Here is a 20682-nt window from a genome sequence, read left to right on the forward strand (position 1 = left end):
ACGCGGCAGATACTCTAATGTCGATGATATGGTCCTCTGAGTCGCAGGATGTCACCACGACGCCTACAAGGCTCGCTGACGCGATGCGAGGTGAGGGTGCGACTCCTGAGTGGTGGTTTTCTTTCAGGGCCTGCTAGGGCGTGTGGCGCGAAGATCAACCGCAAAAGTTACCGAGTTACTCAGCCCTAACGGGCGGCGAGGGCCAACTTAATCGAGAAAATCCGAGAAGAATCTGAAAAGTTACTGAGTTACCGAGTTACTCAGCCCCACATCGCTATATAGAGAAAAAAATCACACTCAGATATACGTGAATGTCTAAGTAACTCGGTAACTCAGTAACTCCTTATATGATTCTTCTAGTTCTACTCCTCCTCCAATCTATTTATTTAAGAGGTTTGTGCGTATGTCGCGTAGAGAGCGAGGTGATTGGACGCGTTGAAGTCGGTAACTATTTGGGTAACTGTCTGAGTAACTCAGTAACTCCCGAGCGTGTATTTCGGACAAAAGTTCTACGATTCTGAAAAAATCGCCAAAACGCCCCTAGTCTATCTATGTCAAGACTTGTCTCCCGCGAGCGCCCGAATGGATCGAGTTCCTCCTGGCCATCCCGAACAGTGCCAGGGCACCGGGAAGCACGGCCAATGCCCTAACCGCCAGGAGCACGGCTCCGACTACTGCCGCGGCTGCGGCGGGGTCAGCACCAAAAACCAGGAGGAGGTCCGCTCCTTCCTGCTCGCGCGGGTCGACCACCGCCGAAAGCTCGAAGGCCCAATGGACGCCCTCAGTCGGCTCCAATAGTCTCAATCATTAACCGTGGTCGCATCCCACAGGTTCCTCCTTTGTTCGATAATTTTCTCGCGACCCAATGTGTCGCCTCTCCGTCCGGTTCCGTCCCACTAAAGCTTTTTGTGCGACGCCTCCAGCAGACCATTCTGCCTGCTGATCGCCCAGCTTGGGGCCGCACGCGGATCGTGTCCGAACTGACCCGACGTGGCTTCGAGCTTGGGCTCGCCAATCGTCGGACCGCTGTGCTGGGCCTTTCACTGGCCACCTCTGAAATGGCTGTCTGAGTCAAGCCGGGGCAAGTCTCGTGTAACAGCACGGTCCGCCGTGCTGCGCCCCGGCCTCATCGAATCACTTGGCTCCACGAAGCGTGCATGGACCAATCCGCCATCCAAAACGAACAGTAGCCGATGATCGTCACCTTCCGCAGCTCAAAGAATCTATTTTCGGCCGTCATTGCTGGCGGCGGTGTCATTTGTCACGAAGTCCCGCGGGCTTCCGCGGCCAACTCCATCTGCGAGGCACTCATAGGCGTCACCCTCGCCGACGCGATGAAGATGCTCGACACGCCGGTCTCCGCCAGGGAATGGCAGGCATCGTGGTCGGCGGCAGTTCGCGCCGATCTCGCCGAACTCAACGATGAAGTCGCCGCACTCGCAGACGAGGGCCGGGCCGACATGCTCACCGCGAAGATCGCAGCGTTACACGAGATGCTCGCAGCAGTTCACGTCGAACTGATCAAGGCAAACGTCATCAGTGACGAGCGCAATCGTCTCGCTGCGGAGCGACTGGCCATTCACGAGCGCGAAGTTAAGCAGCGAGAAGACGCTGCCGCGGAGCAGGAACGGCTGATTGCCGAAGAGCGGCAACGGCGTCGTGAACTCAGGGTGTAACTTCCCTCATCAATTCAATTGCCGGCGACGACTCGCATCGGCAGCAAAGCGATTGCGACCCGCTCGCTGCTGTCGTCGCCGGCATTGTTCTATTTGGTCGCAACTTGAAAGGTCGCATTATGTATCTCCGTTACGTTTCCGGCAAAGGCTTCGCTGTCGAACAATTCGTCCAAGACGCCGATGCACTCGCCTACTTGGTCGGTCAGGGCGTGCCGAAGCCCGAAGCAGTCCGCGTGATGTCTTCCCTGAAATCTGGTGCCGTTGCACGGGATCGGGCGGAGACGATGACTGACTTCATTGCTCGTCACTGTGCACCAAGTTTCGGACAGATTGCCTTCGGCGAATTCTTCGATCGCTTCCGCGACGCATTGCAGCCCAGCGAGCGATACGAGTGGACTCGCACGGTCGTTACCCGCGCTCTCCCACCGCAGCATCGCACGATGCCGGGCACCAACAACCGAAAGTTCGTCCCAGGATTGTCATGGCGGTAAGTGATCTCTTCGACTTTCTCGACGCCTCCGGGTACGTCGAAGTCTCAGGCGCGATTTCTCCTTACGGCCACTTCGTCAAACAGTTCCTAGCCTGGCTCGATGACGACGAGATGATTCTACATTGGCTTCAGCAACGCAGGATCGAGCGCACTCTCACTAAGGGTGGATTCCCAATCGGCCCGGCAGCGAATCTCGGTGCGCGCCCCAATCAAGTTGATTCGCAGTACATCGGCAACCTCGAAGGACCAAGGTCGCGGTTCATTTCAACCATGCCGCTCGTGCTCGATCCCGATGCTCAGCTTCTCTTGCCGCGCGATCTGACGCCGTCTGAAATCTACAATCTTCAATCTTAGCTCCGCCTACAGGGTGGGCGTCGAGCTTCGGCGGCGAGGGGTTCTTCCTAGCCCTTCGCCGCCATCTTTTATTTTCTCTTTGTGAGCGACCGCACCCCAGGTCCTCGCGATCAACCGTCTTGGGGGCACTGAGGTTTTAGTTATGCACAGTCTGTATTGTTCACATCCCGTTCTCGTCTGCTTCGATAACGAGGGCGACGATGTTGCCTACAACGAGGCCCAGCAAAAGCGATTTAACGCTGCTTTGGCGGAAGAGAAACGCAAGCACAGGACACAGCTCACGAACACTGAGCGCCAACTCGCCGAGATCAGTGAGTCAAAGAATCTGACCGAGCAAGAGCTGGCAGAGGCTCGACAGCACCTTCGCGTTCGCGAAGAAAATGATCGCCGAGAGAGCGCTAAATTCAAGAAGGAAGCGGCCGAGCAGAAGAAGCGAGCTGACGAAATCGAAGCCCGGCACAATGATGCGAAGATCACGTATGCATTGCACGACGCTGCGGTCGCCGAAGATGCATATAGCCCATCGATCCTTGCCCAGTATCTTCGTGGTCGCACCGCAATGGATGACGTCGGCAACATCGTCGTCGATCTGCCAGGTACAGACGCCGAAGGCAAAGAGACCGTGGAGCGTCTGCCCCCTTTGGATGCTGTCAAGAAGATGAAGGCACAGCCCGATCGGTTCGGCGGGCTCTTCAAAGACTTTGTGGCGAGTAAGGCGGCTTTGCCCACCAACAAAAGTGGGAAGGTCAGTGTAACGTCAATCTCGACCGATGAATTTATGCACCTCTGGAAGACAAACCGCTCGAAGCTCGACCTATGACAGCCAACGACTTAGTCGAATTCAACGCTGAAGCTCAAACGACCGTGGCGCTGTTGCAACTGATTGCTCAGCACGCCGCCGAGGCCGCCGCCGCACTCGACAAGTTGGCGGAGGCCCAATCAAGGGTCATTGGGGCACTGTAGTGCATCCTTAGCCGAGCGCTGCGTCGTCGCGGCGCTCGGCTGATTCTCTTTTCGCGCATTTCTGCGCACTTCCTCCTCGGAACCAACTGCGCAGATTCTATGCGCGCTCATCATGGATCAGATCACACAGACCCTCGGCTTTGATGCGAGTCAGTGCTTCGCGGAGTTGACCAAGCTCGACGGAGCGATGGTCACGTTTGAAAACCGACTAAAGTCGACCGCTACTTCGTTTTCGCCGTTCAATACCCAGGCCGGCAAAACCGTCAGCGCGTTCATCCAGCTCAGCAAACAAGGCACGGCAGCCGCATCCGCGATTGCCGCCGTCGCTGCGGCACAGGGCAACATGGCTCCCGGCGCTAATGCGCAAGCAGCGGCATCGGCTGCTGCACAGCTGGCGACGAGTCTTCAGACTGCGGGAGTCACAGGACAATCAGCATCAGTAAAGATCGGCAACGCGCTGGTCCGCATCGGTAATCAGTCGCAGCAGACCGCCCAGCAAGTGCAAGATTCGTCGCTCCGTATGACGACGAGCTTGCAGCTCCTGTCCCGGATCGTCTTCACTCAGTTTATCGTCCGGGCCCTCAGCCATTTGCGGAATGCCTTTCGGCAGACGACGCAAGAGGCGATCGACTTCCAACGTCAGCTCGCGCTCATCAGCACGATCGACAGCAGCGGTGCGTCGCTTCAGACCCTGAGCGACTCCGTTCGCGAAATCGCGGACAATCTGAACGTGCCACTGCTCGACGTAGCTGCAGGCGCGTATCAGGCCATTTCTAATCAGGTCGGTGAATTCGCCGAATCCCTTGTATTGACTGCGAAAGCGACCGAGTTCGCGCGCACTACTGGAAGTACGGTCGCTGACTCCGTCGACTTGATCTCGGGTGCCCTGAAGGCGTATCAGCTTGATTTGAGCGACACGGATCGCGTCGCCTCCGTCTTCTTCAAGACGGTGGACCTCGGTCGTATCTCGGCCTCTGAGCTGGCCAATAGCTTCGGCCGAGTCGGTCCCGTCGCTGCCGAGCTTGGGCTTACGCTCGAAGAGCTTAACGGTTCGCTCGCTGCGATCACCGTCCGCGGATCGAAGACTTCGGAAGCGTTGACCCAGGTCCGCGCGATTACGACGGCGCTCCTGAAACCATCGAAGACGATGGCAGAAACGTTGGCCGCCATGGGTTTCAGCTCCGGCGAGTCGGCGATCAAGACTTTGGGCCTCGCCGGCACGCTGTCGGCTTTGGAAGGCGCGACGGAGGGCAGTGTATCCCAGATGGCGAAGCTCTTCCCGAACGTCCGCGGTCTCGCAGGCGTGGCCTCATTGACGGGCGACGATCTAAAGTCGCTGACCGACAACATCCGTGAGATGGAATCGGTTAGCAAGGACTTCGCCAACGAAAAGTTCCTGCAGGCGACCGCCACGGACGCTGAGCGAGTTACGTCGGAGATCAATAAGCTAAAGAGTGCCTTTACGGTTGATCTTGGGCAAGCGCTTCTGAAGACGATCGCGAATTTCTCCGATCTTGCTGGCGGCGCAGATGCGTTGGTGCCTTACATCAAGTCAGCCGATCAGCTCATCGTCGGTATGGGCGTAAGCTTGACGGCCCTGGCCACTGCGTTCACTGCAGCTCGATTGGCAGGCGTCGGATTCTCAGGAGCGTTGGGCGGGTTACTCCTCGTCCCGGCAGCCGCAGGCATCGGCGAGTCCATCGGTGCGGCGATCAACAATCGCTTGGCCGAAGCACGGGACAAGAATCTGCGGGCCATTGAAAAGGCCAACGAAGCCGAACTGAAGTCCTTCAAAAACGGGCTCAAAGAAAAGCGGGATGCGGCGAACAAAGCTGATCAGGATCGGATGAAGGCGACGCGCCTGGTTTTCCAACAGCTGAACAAAATCTATCTGACGGATGTCGCAAATGCTCGTAAGGCCAACGAGCAGATGGTCGACAGTGCCACTGCCGGCCTCGACACGATCCTCAAAGCCCGACAGGGCTTAGTGGAAGCCCTGGCGAAAGCCTCGCAAGATGCGACGGAGTTTCAAGGAGACAGCGGACGCCGCATCGGTGATGTCCAAGGTCGTCAAGGCGACCGCGACTTCGGGCGCAAGCTTGAAGGTCTGGACACCGCGCAGAAAGTCATCGCCCTCTCGAATCGAGCCCTTCAGACTGCCCAGCAGGCGACAAATCTGCTGAACGAAGGCAGCATGTTGGGCGACCCTCAGAAGATCGATGATGCGATTCGTCTGTTCGATAAGGCGCAGTCGATTGGCGAAGAAGCGCTCAGCACGGCTGGTGACAGTCGCGAATTGCAGAATCGTGCGTATCGCGATCTTACCAAGATCACGGGAACGCAAATCTCCGCAGAGCAACGACTGATCCAAGTTCAGGAACAACGCAAGAAAGCGATCGAGGCCGAGCGGAAAGCTCAGCAAGCGATCACCGAAGAGCTGAAGAAGCAAGTCAAGATCGCCCTGGAAAATACCGGGGAGTTCGATGAAAAAGGCGAACGCTTCAGCGTCGAAGAGCAAGTTAAGCGTGAAGCGGCACGACAGGATGCACTTAAGAAGATCGCCGAATCCGCGATTTCTCAAGATGGTCTCTCGGCCGCGGGAGCGCTCGGCGTTGCGAGCTTCGTGCAGCAATTCCAAAGCGAGCTGTCGAAGTCGCCGCTTCAAGTGGCGTTCGACATCAACGAGGCCTCCGAAAAGATCAAGGCTGATCTCAACAAGGCGTTCGCCAACTTCAAGCTGAAGGCCGGCATCGACATCGAGGGGCTGAGCGAGGCAGTCGGACGTGACTTGATCACGCCTGAGCAAGTCGACTCAGCGCTCGAAGAAGTCACGAAGCTGGCCGCCGAAACGCGGCAGAAGATCGATGACGCGCTGGCTCTCGGGCCGGCGGGTGACAACCTGCAAAAGGAGATCGACACGATCTTCGCGGGCATCGAAAGCCGGACTGCGAAGCGGGACAGCTTCCAAGGCGACTTCTCTGATGGCATCCGTGAGCAGTTCGGTGGCTTGATCGAGTTGATGGGCCAGGTCCAAGAAGACGGCCAGATCACCAATGAGGAGCTGACCGAAGTCATCGCGAAGCGTAATGAACTCGGCCAAGCGGCGCTCAACGGCGAGAACCCTCTCGTCGGCAAGCTCGGTTTCGCCAGCGACATCGAAGCGATCGATCAGATTCTCATCAAGTTCCAAAAGTACCAAGAGCTTCAAAAGCAACAGGGTGAAGTAGACCCCGCGCTCACTGAGCAACTGAATCGTTACAACGCCGTCCTTCAGCAGAATCCAGCCGGCCAGTTCCAAGGTGCTCAACAGGCGATGGCGAACTCGGTTAGCTCCGCCCAATCTATCGCTAGTGCCTGGGAACGCGCGGCCGAGGCCGCCGAGCGGACCGCGAAGGCGGCTGCTGGTGGCGGAAGCACTCCCTCGACAGTTGCTCAAGCGTTCGGCGGCATGATGCACCTTGCCTCCGGCGGCGGAGCACGCGGCGTTGATACGATCCCCGCCATGCTCAGCCCTGGCGAGTTCGTGATGAACGCCAAATCCAGTCGCCAGTTCTTTTCGCAGCTCCAGGCAATGAATGCCGGACAGCGGCCTGCTTACCGCGAAAGCGGTGGTAGCGTGACCAGCATCGGCGACATCAACGTCTCCGTCAACGGTGGCCCGACTGACAAGCAGACGCTTGACAACATCGGCCGTGGTCTCCGCCGCGACATCCGTCGCGGACTTCTCGAATTGTAGAAACGAAAAAGGCCCCGGTCAGCGTGATGCTGACCGGGGCCTTTTTTTATGCCGCTAGGTATCGCGACACCAGTCCAAGTTCAAACGGGTCATCGCAATCGTCGATGGCATTGAGCAACTCTCGCAGCGGATGGTCATCGTCCCGCTTCCACTTGGCCACGCTAGCGCGTCCCTCCGGCGTCAGCAGCAGCTTCGCTTTGAGGGCTGCGGTCATCGCAGCGTCGCGAACGTCGTACCCAGGCACCATGTATTTGGCAGCGAGCTTGATGATCGGTGGCACCAGCTCTTCAGATTCCTTCTGAGCGACATGCAGCAGCCGGCAGAAGAATGATTCCGTAATTGGATTGAAGTGCTCGCGCGCGTCCGCGAACGCGGCATCGGCAATGCGTTCGGCTGCCTCAATGTCGCCGATGCGGCGGACAATCGATGCGAGGAGGGCTGCCCGGTGGCGGTAGATCAAATGAGCTTCCGCGAGCCGGCTGCCCGATCGCCACGCGGCGAGGAGCTGGTTGTCAGATAAGTTGTGCATCAGAGTGGACTCCAATAGAAAAGGCCCGGCCAGCGAAGTCGCTGGCCGGGCCGAATGTGTTTAAGCAGCGAGACGCCTCTCGACGTACATCGAGAAGCCGAGAAGAGCAATCTCGTCGTAGTTCTCATCCACCAGCTCAAACAGCAGGTTGTGAGCGTCGTCTTCGTCATTCGGCGTCCAATCCACGTCTCCGCCCAGATCGAGTATTTCGAGCTTGCTCGTTGCAAACTTCGCAGCTTCTTTGACCCGATCAGCGTGCCCGCCTTCGATCAACAATTCGGCAGCGGCTTGTAAATCGCTGAAATCTCCAAAGTTGCACACAATCATAGCAGTACTCTCCAGACAAGATTCCGCAACGTACGTCGCACAACTTGTGCGAACCTCGCCGTCGCGAAGAGCTTCAGAAACTTCATCCAGGCCTCGGCGGGCCTCGGCACAGATTAGCAAGATGGCGCGAAGCCAAGTGAGCGTTTCGACCTGAGAACGGGTTTGACGAATGACGTTCGACATGACTTGGCCTCCGGTGGGAACATCACAAGCATGCAGGCGCCGATGGTCGGCGCCAAATGACTTGGAGTAAGAAACTTGGAAAGGAGGCGCCCGTCTGGCGCCGCTATAGAGATTGGCGCCAACGTGGCGCCCGTGACGAATATGAGGCGCCGCTGGCGTTATACGCCGGGGTCTCCACGCCTCCGCGCTCGGAAGGAAAGGACAGGACGCGCACCCATTCGCTTCAGACGGCCGGTTTATAGCAATTGAGGTGCCGATGGCACCTATGACGTTACAATGACAAGCATGAAACCCCTGCTCATCGCAATATATCTCGTTTGCACGCCGTGCGTTGCGCAAGAGTTGCCAGACGCTAAGCCCGAGGTTCAGGCTCAGATTCAGCAGACCTTCGACACGATGCGTCGCCCCGGCGTCGTTGACTTAAGCAACGTCGAGGTTTTCAAGGAAGCGCAAGCAGTCAAGGAACTTGCTGGTGGCGAAGAGCAGACGATCGAGCAGCTAGCCGTATGGGTAGCGACGACTGAAAGTTCGGAGGATACGCACGCCGTCGTTGCATTATCTGTTTGGCGGTACCTACACGTATCGCCTCAGGCTACCATCCGAGTGCTCGCGCCCTACCTGGGCTCAAGCAACCGTGCGCTGCACGGATTCGTCGATGACCTTTTGGAAGGGCTAGGTTTCGAGGACTTCAGAGACTACGCGCGGCGGCAGGACGCCATCCCTGAACCCCTCGTGGATTTCCTCTTTGAGCGGTCGCCTGGTGAGGCTTTGCTGGTCATACAGGCTGCCAGCGTCGATACTGCGGCCCATACTCGCATCGCACGCGAAAAGCTTGAGGCAACTGGAGACGCCATTAAGCCATCGCCGCTGGAGGCCAAAGAGAAGCGTGCATCGCGGGGGCGTCGCGAAACGCTCCTAGCTGAACACATTGTCGCCAACGCGCTCTGGCTCAAGAAGCATGCCTTTACCACGCAATTCCGGGAGGCGCTGCCGGAAGCTCAAGAAGAGTTGACTAAGTTGTCAATGAGCGAACAGTGGTGGGCACGCCGCTATGTCGTAGAGATCATGCGGCAGCATCCGGAGTTACTGAGGGCTCAGGTTATTGAAGACTTGAGCGAGGACGAAAGCGAGCTGGTCCGGAAGGCAGTTAGTCGTCGCCCTTAGGCGCGGTTCGCGTGGAGGTCTTAACTGTGCCGCGCCGTTACCTCATCTACATACTGGCCGGGTGGGCGTTTTGACTGGCGCTGCTGGCGGTTTACTACAGCTACCAGTACTGGGGCAGAGACCATGTCCCGAACGTGCTGCGTACGGCCGCCGAGGTTGTGATGAGCATTGTGGCGTTCGCCGCTTGGCCGATGGCGCTCGGCGGCTGGCTCATGTGGGGTGAAGGCTGGTGGATTCTTGATATCGGACCCAACATCGCCATTGGGCTGGCGCTCTATGGAGCGTTGAGGCTGCTGGCCGGAACGGCGTGTGACCGGGTTCGGACGCGGCGTGAATGATGAAACGCTACATCATTCGCATGCTCGCGGGCTGGTCGTCCTGAGCAGCGTTGCATGCAGTTTCTTCGCCGTCGAAGCGACCGAAGCATATTGGCCGCGGCTGCTCCGCGATGCCGAATCCGGGACATTCTCGCACCGTTTCTATCATTGCGGCGATGCCGGTGGCGGCCGGCGGGTGGTTTTTCGTCTGGGAGACGGACCGCCGTCACGGTGGGTAATGAGCATGCCGTTAACGTCGCCCTGGGGTTGGCGCTCTACGGCCTACTAGGGTTGGCGGTTGGAGAAATGCTTTCATGCTGGAACGCTCGAAATCGTCGCAAGCCTCAACAGGAAGCAACTTGAACTCGGCAGCGGGAGAACCGCTCTTGCCCGAGGCGCAATGGCACGGGATAAGCTGCAATCTGAAGTTGGCACGGCGACAGATCATGGCGAATGCCAGCATCTTTCTCTAATATGAGTGCTAGCATCCTTACGAGAAGGTAGACGATGGCAAGCGGCGAACAGGTCAAGGCATTACTGCAAAGCTACGCGGAAGGCGACAGCCGTCACTTCCTGTCTGTAGCTACGCAAATCGCCGCTGCTGCCGCGCGACAAGGAAAAGGGAATCTTGCCAAAGAGATTCGCGACATCGTTGAGGAGGTCAAGCGAAAGGTAGCGGAAGGGCAAATCGGTTCAGTCCCTATAGCGAGGCCAGTGGGTGAGCTTGCCGGGCTGCTGATCGCATCTTATCCGAAAACACATTTGGCCGAGCTTGTACTTGCTGACCCGACAAAGGCGCAACTCGTCCGCGTGGTGGAGGAATATCGTCAACTTGACCGACTGCGAAGTCATGCGCTGTCACCAGCGCGTAAGTTGCTTTTAGTCGGACCTCCCGGCTGCGGTAAGAGTATGACGGCTTCGGCGCTTGCCGGCGAGCTAAAGCTCCCACTATTGGCAGTGCAGTTGCATAGCCTCATTACGAAATTTATGGGGGAAACAGCAGCGAAGCTGCACGCAGTCTTTCAGGCGATGCGTAGCACGCGCGGCGTCTACCTATTCGATGAATTTGACGCAATTGGAAGTGACAGAGCAGCAAAGAACGACGTTGGCGAAATCCGCCGCGTTCTGAACTCGTTCCTCCAATTCTTGGAGCATGACGATTCCGATAGCCTTGTAATAGCTGCAACAAACCATATAAATTTACTAGACACGGCGCTATTTCGTCGGTTCGACCATGTTATCGTCTATCACCTTCCTTCCCCAAATGAAGTGCGAACGCTGATTGAAAACCGTTTGCATAGATTCGGAGTTAGTGAACTTGACTGGAACGAAATTGAGATTGCGGCAGTGGGTTTGAGCCATGCCGAAATTGGGAAAGCGTGTGACGACTCAGCGAAAGACGCCGTGCTCGATGGTGCGGACTTCGTTTCTTCTAGCGCATTGGTTGAATCAATACGTCGTCGACAAGGGCCACCTCGCGAGCGGTAATGCGGATGACGCGACTTCCTCATCTTAGGCCAGTAGGTTTTACCCAACGAGTTGATTACAGTTTTCCCGGCGACGGCAAACGCGCAGCAATTTCTCTTCCACCACGGCCTGACCGTGGAACGCACAGCCTTCAATTGCGAAAGCAATTAGTCGCCTCAGAATCTGATAAGGCTGGATTGAAGGCCGCGAAAGAGCCAAACTTCGACTCCGATTTCACAGTTCTTGAATTCAGCAGTGAGCCTGATTTTGAGCTTAAGCTGGAGAGTCTCGAACGCAGAGGCGAAGGAATTGAGTTATTAACCTCTCAAATCGACGCCGCTGGCGTCATGCGGGCGACCGTACGCGTACCTGATTCAAAACTGTCGGTGTTTGTAAAATTGCTTGAGGAGTACGACAGCGCAAAGCGAACAAAGAAAGGCAATCCGCTTAATCAGCCGTTCGTTGAGAGCATCTCCGCCGTCCGGCTGGCCGCATTACCCGCTTTCTGGACGGACGATCCGTCATCACTTGCGGAGACCAATCGGGCGATCTGGTGGGAAGTATGGCTGAGCGGCGACGGCAATTCCGGGGTTGTCGAAACCTTTCAAGCAGAAGCTAAACGGGCAGGGCTGCGATCTGACGCTCGCGCAATTCGATTTCCCGAGAGAGTGGTTGTGATTGCGTTCGGCACTCTGGAGCAGTTCTCGCAAATTCGAGGGCTGTTTGATTATCTGGCAGAGCTGCGACGCGCGATCGAAGTACCTACCGCTTATATCGAGTTGCCAGCGAGAGACCAAGGCTTGGTTATTGATGAAGCACTGGCGCGAATCCAAGAGCCAGCAGCAGCTTCTCCGGCGATATGCATACTGGATACAGGCGTTAATCGCGAGCATCGCCTTCTTTCCCTCGCATTAAGTGCAGAGCATACCCTTGCTGTCGACCCGGCTTGGAATTCAGCGGACCAAGATGGGCATGGCACTTGTATGGCGGGCATCGCGCTGTATGGGTGCTTGACAGGAGTGTTCAATAGCTTCGACGGAGTAGTACTCGCCCATCGACTTGAGTCAGTCAAAATTCTGCCGGATGGTGACGACAATCCTCCGGCAAACTATGGTGCAATCACGGCAGAAGCAGTGTGGTTGGCTAAAGATGCTTCGCCAACGCGAAAACGTGTCTTCTGTATGGCTGTCACTGCTAATCGGTGCGATGAGGGTGAACCATCTTCTTGGTCAGCTGAGATAGACCAATTAGCCTCAGGAGTTTACGACGGCGACAGGCACCTTTTCATCATCTCAGCGGGCAATCTTCGCGGCGACTTGGTGCGAGACGACTATCCCTCACTAAATGAGCAAGAAGGCGTCGAGGACCCGGCACAAGCCTGGAACGCTTTGACGGTTGGTGCATACACCGATAAGGCGCATATCGCGTCTGAGGAGTTTGATGGATTTGCTCCCGTCGCTCCTAAAGGGTTACTATGCCCAACGTCACGCACAACGATGATTTGGGAATCCAATGACTGGCCCTTCAAGCCAGACATAGTTCTTGAGGGAGGCAATACCGCCGGTGTCGAGGGAGGCGGAGCGGTTTCTTACATCGAAGACTTGGCTTTGCTGACAACTCGTCTCGCTGCAACAGGCGTCCAGTTCACTCACTTTTGTGAAACGAGCGCCGCAGCAGCATTGGCCGCCAGAATTGCAGCGATTGTACAATCAGAATATGACGCCTACTGGCCAGAGACTATTCGCGCATTGATGGTGCATTCGGCCGAATGGACGCCTGAAATGCTCGATCAATTTCCTGGAGCGGATCGCCAGTCCAAGCTTAATCGCCTCAGATGCTATGGCTACGGTGTTCCAAGTTTAGGGCGCGCGCTTTGGAGCGCATCGAACGTGGTGACTTTGGTAGCACAAGAGGCACTACAGCCATATACCAGAGTAGGCGGTGCTGAGCCGATTAAGAAGGACATGCACTTTCACCACTTACCGTGGCCCACTCAGATGCTTGAGGACCTTGGCGACACTCCAATTTCGATGCGAGTTACGCTGTCCTACTTCGTAGACCCAAGTCCAGGCCGCCGCGGATGGGGATACAAACACGGTTACCAGTCATTCGGCCTTCGCTTCGATGTGAAGAGGCCTAACGAGAGCCAGAATCAGTTCGAGAAAAGGCTCAATAAGAAAAGCTGGGACGATCCCAAAAAGCAACCGAAGGGCGTTAAGGAAACTCGCGAGTGGGAACTTGGAGACCAACTAAGAACTCGCGGATCAATACATTCCGACCGATGGCATGGCACAGCGGCACAATTGGCGGCATCTGGCATAATTGGAGTTTACCCGGTCGATGGTTGGTGGCGTTGTCGCGGGCACTTAGATCGTTGGGGGAACCTTGCCCGGTATGCGCTCGTTGTGACGATCGAAACCCCCGACGTAGAGACTGATTTGTACACGCCGATTGCCAACGAAATCGAGACTGAAGTAAGGGCAATGCTTGCCGACGTAGAAATCGAGATAGATGGGGAGGAAGAGTAGGCGCCTCAGTCGCCGATGGTGCGTCCTTGCTTCGCACCCGCCTTCGAATGCCCGCAGTTGCGACTTCGGTGACTGTCCTACACCGTTGACGGACCGAGGCGGGAAAGTACTGACAACCGCACGACTCAAAATGGGTGGTCGATTGCCCTCCCCTGCCCTGCAATTGTGTACATAAGCGAGTCGACGCAGAGGTCGAAAAATGCACGGTAAAATGCACGGCACCCCGCCGAATGAGTCAGTTGCAGTCAGTTTGGGTCAAGATTACACTGACCTTTTACCCTAGAATTCTCGGTATTCCCGTGTTTTGTGGGGTCGGCATCAGCTCGTTCGGGACGCAGAGGTCGAAGGTTCAAATCCTTTCAGCCCGACTTGTTCTAAACCCCGCCGAGAGAAGAGTTCGTGTTACCTCTCGGCGTTCGGCGGTGCGGGGATTCCCTCAGACGCTAAAACGGTACATCCCGTTTTAGCGTCGGAATTACCGGAGACTCGTACCCCGCCCCGCGTTGGCGCTCTTCCCAAGCGTCGCAAGCACAACGTTTCCGGCTAGGTCGTCGTCACGCTGAACGGCTGCGATTGCTACCTCGGTCTGCGTGGGACCAGCGCGAGCCAATCGCCTCTAGTGATCATCCGGTCGGGGAATGCCTCATCCGAAGTCGCTCCGCGCCGACCATCCCCGTTGCCGTGCTCTGTGACCGAAATCTGCGATTCGCCAACAATGACTATTATCTAAAAAACGGTCGGCATATCAGGCACATCACGCTTGGAGCTCTGTTAGCCCTTAGCCTTAACTTCGCAAAAGAGCCGTCGCTTGCACTGAAGTGAAATGGATAGGCTCTAAAAGGGTGCGTCGGCGCCCATCAACGCCAAATCAAAGCTCGTCGAAAGCGAGTTCGAACGCACCGATATCCACCCGATCGAATTCATCGCGAGTGCGATTGGAGCCACGCTGATCGAAGACTAAATCGTACTCTTCGAGAATGCTATTATCGCCTTTGTTTTTGGCGGGGCTGCTGCCGTTGAGGGCATGCGTCTTAGTTGGTCCGCCGTAGTAGCCAAGCGACTTCAACAGCGGATCCAGCGGCGGCTGCGGCGCCGGAGCCTCGCCCACGGTGTTTCCGTTTGCCTCGTTGTCGATGCCATTCAACGTGACACGGTCGACGCCAATGAAGTTGTTTCTGCTACCGCCGTTGAACGTGCCGTCAATATCGGGCGAGGTAGTCGCCGTATTTTTGGCGACAATCGTGTTGACTACCAAAACTCCGGCAGTTGCACTGTAAAGACCGCCGCCAGTGGCAGCCTGGTTGTAAGCAATCGTTGAATTGATGATTTTCGGCGCTGACGAGTCTGCGTTGTAGATGCCGCCGCCGCTCGCCGTTGCGATGTTAGTGGAAATCGTGGTGTTAATGACGTCCGCCTTCGCAACCTCCTTGAGGTAGACGCCGGCTCCATTGTCGGCGTCGTTGTCGTAGAAGGTAGAGTTGGTAACTACCAAATCTCCGCCTCTAAAATAGAGACCGCCGCCATTCTGCGCGGAGTTTGACTCAATCTGACACCCGTCGATGGTCAGCGCATTATCGGCGCTGTAGACGCTTTGCGAGATTCCGCCGCCGACTCCGGCAGTGCTGCCTCCAGTGATCGTTAGCCCGCGGAACGTCGCCGCAACGCCAGCGCTGACTTCGAAGACGCGACTCCCCTCCTGGGCATTCACCGTAACCTCATCGGCCCCTGGACCATTGATAACAACATCATGAGTGACCTCCAGCTGCCCGAGGCCTAAGCTGATTTCAGAATCGGCCCATCCTGATTTGTCGAAGTAAATAGTCTCTTCGCCAGCCAATACCGCCGATAGCGCCAACGCTTCGCGCAGTCGCAGCGAGTTGATTGTCGCAGGCAAATCGACCGAGTCATTTCGATCACCGTCGCTACGGACGATCAGAGTCGTTGCCTCACTAGCTTCAAAGGCCCCGATATCGGAGTTTCCGCCTATTCCGGGGCTGACGCCGGGCATGTCGTAGCCTCGTGCGTAGCCGCGTTGATCGAGCCCCGAGGCCAATAGCGCAGTGCTGCCGTGATCGAGCGCCTGGCTGCCGACCTTCAGCGCGTGAGTCTTCGTCTTGCCGCCGTAGTCTCCTAACGGCGCTAGTCCCGCGTTCTCGCCGCTCGTCAGCACCAGGTTCTCATGAGCGTCGCCGTCGGTCAGGTCGCCCGCACCGCCCCGGCCGATCAAGTTGTACGCGCTGTCAGCATGGACGCTGCCGTTGACGTCGCTGTCGGCGCTCTTCAAGTAATTCTTGTTCTCGGCGATGATCGTATTATAAAGCAGCGCCTTGGCCGTCGTAGAACCCAGGCGCTGCAAGCCGCCCCCTTGATCCCCGAAGTTGTAGGCGATCGTCGAGTTTACGATCGTCGTCGCCGCGTTGTTGTTCTGCATACGGACGCCGCCGCTGTAAAGAGCGCTGTTGCCGGATATCGTGCTGTTGCTGATCGTTACCGCGCCTCCGCTAGCGCCGGCGATCGCGATGCCGCCTCCCTCGGAATAGCTCGTGAAGCCGACGTTGTTGGAAATCGTACTGCCGACGATCTCCAACGCCTCGCCCGAGGCGACGACCGCGTTCACGCCGCTGCCCGTGACCGAGCGATTGCCGTCGATCGTGCTGTCGATCAGATGCAACGACGCCGTGCCGCCGACCCAGTCTACGCTCTGGATCCCCCCGCCAGACACCGACGCCTCGTTGTCCAACACCGCTACGTGCAAAAGCGTCAGATCGCCCGCGTTCAAAATACCGCCGCCCGCGCCCGTTACGTTGCCGCCCGTAAGCGTCAGGTCTTTCAGAGTCACCGTCTTGCCTGCTGCGATCTCTAGCACGCGGCCTTGGCTGCTAGGGCTTGCCGTGTTGACGTCGACCGTCAAGTTCAAGCCGCCGCCGTCGATCCACAGATCGCCATTGATTGCAAGCTGACCGCTGGCGAGGGTGATGGTGGAGTTGGCGGTCAAATCGAATTTGATTCGATTAGGCTCAGGCGTAGCGTTGGCGGCGACAATGGCCGTACGCAGCGTATGGCCGCCTGACGGGCTGGCCGGATCGTCGTCCGTTGAAACGACGATAACCGCGGGGGCTTCGTAAGCGCCAATGTCGACGATTGCCGAGCCGTTGCCAGCGCCGTCGGTTGCTCGGCTGTAACCACTGCCACGCTGATCAAGGGAAGCTAAGCCGCCGGGTGGCGTTGCGTATCCGGCATCGATGGCCGGGCTATCAGGCAGCAACGCATGTGTCTTCGTGGTCCCTCCGAAAGCTCCCAAGGGAGTTAGTCGAGCACTCTTGCCGGCAGCGAGCTTAATATTTCCCTGATTCGCCGGAATCTGGCCGCTGGTCACGTCGGAGCCAAACAAATTGTTGCTGCTACCCGAAGCGATCGAGCCCCAGAGATTGGCCTCGACGTCGGATGTCGTCGTATTCTCCGCCAAGATCGTGTTGTAAAGGCTGACGACGGGCGTGTTGAAGATTTGCAAGCCGCCCGATTGGTCGCCTTCATTCCGGGCGATCGTCGCGTTGATCAACGAGAGATTAATGCCCGAGGTATTAACGCGAATGCCGCCGCTATACTTCGCCGTATTCCCAGAGAAGGTGCTGTTCTCAATTGAGGCGACGATCGTGCCGGAGACGCCGTTCCAAAGGTAAAGGCCTCCCGCCATGCCGCCAGCGTCCGTTGCACGGTTGTTCGAAACGGTGCTATTGACGATTTCCAGTTCGCCCTGGCCGCCGTGAGACACGACATGCAGGCCGCCGGCGTTCGGGGCCTCATTGTCGTCTACGGTGCTATTGAGCAGATGCAGCTTCGCTGCGTTAGTGCTGGCAATTCCGCCGCCCGCGCTGGTTGCGTCATTGCCTACGACCTCGACGCCGTCGAGCGTTAAGTTGCCCAGATTATAAATCCCCCCGCCTTCCGCGACCCCGCCGCCGCCCGTGATCTTCACGCCCTGGATGGTAGCAATGGCGCCGCTCGTCACGCTGAAAACGCGAGTGTCGCCGCCGGCGTCGATCGTGATGTTCTTGCCGACGCCGTCAATGGTGAGGTTTTTGTCAATCAGCAACTCTCCGCCAAAATTGAGCAGGAAAGTATGGCCACTCAAACCATTCGCAAAATTGATCGTATCGCCGGACGCTGCGGAATAGATCGCATCGCGCAACGAAATATCGTTGCCGGGAGAAATATTGTTGTCTTGCTCGTCGTAATCAACGTTCACCGTGATCACTGTCAGCATCTGACGATTTTCTAGATGCTCTAGCGAATACCGCCGCGACGAAGACCGGCATGGCTTTCGTGTACTGGAAAACCTCATGCCTAGCAAACGAGATACGTTCTTCCAAGAAGAGGGGCGGCTTCTCATGTCCTTTGCCTCGACTATTCCGGATAGCGGTGATGAGTTCCATTGACGATCATCAAACTAGCAATCCGAAATCTTAATGCAAGTCATCTATCGCCAGTTCAGTGTTAGCGGATAAACTCATCAGCACCTGCAGTGCTACCGTCGATTCAAACATCGAAGAAGAGTATCGCAGCTTGTTCGATGTGTTTGACTGCGCAAGCTGTGCCACTAACGCAACTAGCAAGATTTCTGCGGCGCGGACGTACGATACGTTTCCACGACCATCGAATCGCACGCTTGCTTCGACAGCAGCAATCGACTAGCGCTCTGCTCACGGAAACATCGAGTAGCTCGCACGCCGAAAGAGGAGAATCGAATCACCCGCTCGCTATATCCAGTGGGCCGAATTGCCGAAGAACCATCGGCATACGCTGGAATCTTTAGTCCGACATGCCGTGCGCGGGGGCCTGGCGATGGTGCTGCAGCGTAGCGTGGAGCGTCGCTTGGCGGGACTATTAGGCTGAACGCCCAACCGCGAACTTAATAATTCGCGCGGAAAAGCGGAAAATGCGTCTAGTGATTTTCGGCCAAGGGCGGCAAGAGGTGCGCACAAAAAAGGCCGCCATGATCGAAATCATCGCGGCCGGCTGCTCAGAGAGCCTCGTAGGGCTTCTATTCCGCAAATCAATCCGCCGCTTTGACTGCCGGAACCTCCCAGGTGCCGTCGATGATCGAAGGCGGCGTTTCTGTCGGCCAGTAGAGCCGCAGCATGAGAATGAACTTGTCCTGTGGAGCGGGAAGCCAGTTTGCTTCTCGATCCGCGCCGGGGCTCTCATGCTGAATGTAGAGGTCTACCGAGCCATCGGCGTTGGACTTCAGCGGTTGTCGCGCGCTGATGCTTTGGCGGTTGATGGGATTCTTAACGAAAAAGTAATCTTTGTCGTACATCGTGAGCGACCAGAACCCTTGCGCCGGCGGCAATTGGCCTTTAGGGAAGTGCATCACGTATTTTTTCGCGCCCGTGTACGACTCCAGAATGCTTGGCCCCTCGGAAGTCGGATACACGGCGTCTTGCGGGCGATTGGCGCCGAGGCCGATGGCGGTGATCAACGCTCGCTGAATGTAGTTGACGCCATACTCACCGGTCTTGGTGGTGAAGAGCCAGCCGTGCTCAAGCTTCATATCGCCTGCGACGACGCCTTCTTTCAGCCACAGCATAATCTTTTCATTCGCCAGCTTCGGCACTTCCGAAAACGCATCTTTCGCCACCGGGCCGAGCTTGCTGCCATCGAACGGCTGGCCCGGAACGATCCCCAGCTTGGCCATTTTCGCCAGCATTGGCGCATCGGCTGCCGAGGGCGGATTTTCCACCATCAGCTTGGCGAGCAAAGTGAAATAGTCTGCGGCGCTCAGCGAGTTGACCTGCTCGCGTACTGCGACCTTCATGTCGATGCTCGGATCAACCTTGCCGGCCGGCGGCGTAAAGGGCTGTCCGTACGAACTCAACGGTACGAGCGAGATTTCATCCTGCAACTTGTGCACGGCTGCGTAGTCTTTCGGGGTTCCCGTGCAATAGATCCGGCCGAGCAGCCAGACGATCGCAGTCGGCGACTTGTATTCAATAACGCCTGCCGGAAGGGTTCCTTTCCATCCCGGGCCTGTGATTGCATACTTCTGCGGCCCCGTGCCAGTGGTGCGCTTGCCGGGCACTTGAAATACGTTGGTCCAAGCGTCGAGCATCGGGAACAGGTAGTACCGGTCGTCGGCATCCGGCAAACTCAGCACCCACGGCTCCTTCGCCACGTCGATCCATGCGGTGGTGTACAGCGTGTCGGCGTTGGGAGCGGTAACGTCGCGAAACTGAGCGGTCGGATACTCGCGCATCCGGACGATCTGCCCCATCGGCGCTCGCGTGCCGGCGGGCTTCTCAACGTTGGTCATGACGCGCCGGGTCATCTCCATGGTCACCAATGGATAACCGTAGATGTACGCCTCCACGCCGTGGGGAACGGCGTCGAAAACGGCTTCTTCGGCTCCCGCGCGAGGCAGGACGGCTAATGCCATGAGGATTGCTAGACCGCTGTGTAGAAAGAATCGATTGCTCATAGTGGCGTCGGCTCTGGTCGCTGTTTGGGTGAGGCTGATGAGATTTATTGCGCTGGCGGCGCTCGGCGTCCTTCGACCGCACCGAGATAATAGCCGCCTCGTCGGAAACGCAATTTTAGCTATGAACGACGTAGCTGGGGACTCCTAGCAACTACATTCTTGCAAGGATTACGCCATCCCACGTCAATTCACCGGCCCTCACGCCTCATCGCGGCGATGGCAGCAGGGAGCGCTGCGCATCGCGTCTGAGAAGCGGTGAGGCTGCTGAGTCGGCCGGGTGCTCAGTGTCTGCCACGCCTGCTATACGCTGCCGACCGTGGGGCGGTAAACTATTGTCTTCCCAACAACGGGAAAGGTTCGATCGATTCTCGTCTTATTCAACGGGGCGAGGAGCCTGAATCTCAATTTTGATCGCCAGCCATGTTCGCGCCGCGATCAGCGAAGTTCGGCGGCGCAGGGCTAATCCACGGAGC

At 57.2% G+C, this 20682-nt stretch carries 14 protein-coding genes; 10 read left to right on the plus strand and 4 right to left on the minus strand.

Going from position 1 to position 20682, the window contains the following annotated elements:
- Nucleotides 1-582: 582 nt before the first annotated feature.
- The 6 genes from ACQY7R_RS15620 to ACQY7R_RS15645 all read left to right on the plus strand — a co-directional run bounded on the left by ACQY7R_RS15620 (nucleotide 583) and on the right by ACQY7R_RS15645 (nucleotide 7219).
- Nucleotides 583-798 carry a hypothetical protein gene (locus ACQY7R_RS15620; protein WP_428306516.1) on the plus strand — a complete coding sequence of 72 codons (216 nt, stop codon included), beginning with the start codon at nucleotides 583-585 and terminating at the stop codon, nucleotides 796-798.
- A gap of 395 nt (nucleotides 799-1193) precedes the next feature.
- Nucleotides 1194-1676: a hypothetical protein gene (locus ACQY7R_RS15625; RefSeq protein WP_428306517.1), complete on the plus strand. Its 483-nt coding sequence runs from the start codon at nucleotides 1194-1196 to the stop codon at nucleotides 1674-1676.
- A gap of 391 nt (nucleotides 1677-2067) precedes the next feature.
- The gene (locus tag ACQY7R_RS15630) at nucleotides 2068-2520 is read left to right on the plus strand and encodes a hypothetical protein (RefSeq protein ID WP_428306518.1); all 453 of its coding nucleotides are present in this window, start codon (nucleotides 2068-2070) and stop codon (nucleotides 2518-2520) included.
- Nucleotides 2521-2662: 142 nt separating this feature from the next.
- A complete protein-coding gene (locus ACQY7R_RS15635) occupies nucleotides 2663-3340 on the plus strand; it encodes a hypothetical protein (protein WP_428306519.1) in 678 nt (225 codons plus the stop codon).
- A complete protein-coding gene (locus ACQY7R_RS15640; protein WP_428306520.1) occupies nucleotides 3337-3483 on the plus strand; it encodes a hypothetical protein in 147 nt (48 codons plus the stop codon). The genes ACQY7R_RS15635 and ACQY7R_RS15640 overlap by 4 nt, the downstream gene beginning before the upstream one ends.
- Before the next feature lie 112 nt (nucleotides 3484-3595).
- Entirely contained in the window at nucleotides 3596-7219 is a 3624-nt protein-coding gene (locus ACQY7R_RS15645) for a phage tail tape measure protein (protein ID WP_428306521.1), read from the plus strand.
- Between the two features lie 46 nt (nucleotides 7220-7265).
- On the opposite strand, the gene ACQY7R_RS15650 is transcribed toward ACQY7R_RS15645, so the two are convergent.
- Both ACQY7R_RS15650 and ACQY7R_RS15655 read right to left on the minus strand, forming a co-directional pair.
- Entirely contained in the window at nucleotides 7266-7748 is a 483-nt protein-coding gene (locus ACQY7R_RS15650) for a hypothetical protein (protein WP_428306522.1), read from the minus strand.
- A 60-nt stretch (nucleotides 7749-7808) separates the two neighbouring features.
- The gene (locus tag ACQY7R_RS15655) at nucleotides 7809-8258 is read right to left on the minus strand and encodes a hypothetical protein (protein WP_428306523.1); all 450 of its coding nucleotides are present in this window, start codon (nucleotides 8256-8258) and stop codon (nucleotides 7809-7811) included.
- Nucleotides 8259-8543: 285 nt separating this feature from the next.
- Between ACQY7R_RS15655 and ACQY7R_RS15660 the strand changes: the two genes are divergently transcribed.
- The 4 genes from ACQY7R_RS15660 to ACQY7R_RS15675 all read left to right on the plus strand — a co-directional run bounded on the left by ACQY7R_RS15660 (nucleotide 8544) and on the right by ACQY7R_RS15675 (nucleotide 13734).
- The gene (locus tag ACQY7R_RS15660; protein WP_428306524.1) at nucleotides 8544-9422 is read left to right on the plus strand and encodes a hypothetical protein; all 879 of its coding nucleotides are present in this window, start codon (nucleotides 8544-8546) and stop codon (nucleotides 9420-9422) included.
- Nucleotides 9423-9583: 161 nt separating this feature from the next.
- A complete protein-coding gene (locus ACQY7R_RS15665; protein ID WP_428306525.1) occupies nucleotides 9584-9760 on the plus strand; it encodes a hypothetical protein in 177 nt (58 codons plus the stop codon).
- Between the two features lie 486 nt (nucleotides 9761-10246).
- Nucleotides 10247-11227: an AAA family ATPase gene (locus ACQY7R_RS15670; RefSeq protein ID WP_428306526.1), complete on the plus strand. Its 981-nt coding sequence runs from the start codon at nucleotides 10247-10249 to the stop codon at nucleotides 11225-11227.
- Nucleotides 11228-11232: 5 nt separating this feature from the next.
- Nucleotides 11233-13734 (plus strand): S8 family peptidase, encoded by a 2502-nt coding sequence (locus ACQY7R_RS15675; protein WP_428306527.1) that lies wholly within the window; start codon nucleotides 11233-11235, stop codon nucleotides 13732-13734.
- Nucleotides 13735-14602: 868 nt separating this feature from the next.
- Here ACQY7R_RS15675 and ACQY7R_RS15680 read toward each other — a convergent pair.
- Both ACQY7R_RS15680 and ACQY7R_RS15685 read right to left on the minus strand, forming a co-directional pair.
- Complete coding sequence (locus tag ACQY7R_RS15680) at nucleotides 14603-17998, minus strand: choice-of-anchor Q domain-containing protein (protein ID WP_428306528.1); 3396 nt, start codon at nucleotides 17996-17998, stop codon at nucleotides 14603-14605.
- A gap of 789 nt (nucleotides 17999-18787) precedes the next feature.
- Nucleotides 18788-20167, minus strand: a complete 1380-nt coding sequence (locus ACQY7R_RS15685) for a DUF1254 domain-containing protein (RefSeq protein ID WP_428306529.1) — start codon at nucleotides 20165-20167, stop codon at nucleotides 18788-18790.
- Nucleotides 20168-20682: the final 515 nt, after the last annotated feature.

It is taken from the genome of Lacipirellula sp., from assembly GCF_965279485.1.
Taxonomy (GTDB): domain Bacteria; phylum Planctomycetota; class Planctomycetia; order Pirellulales; family Lacipirellulaceae; genus Lacipirellula.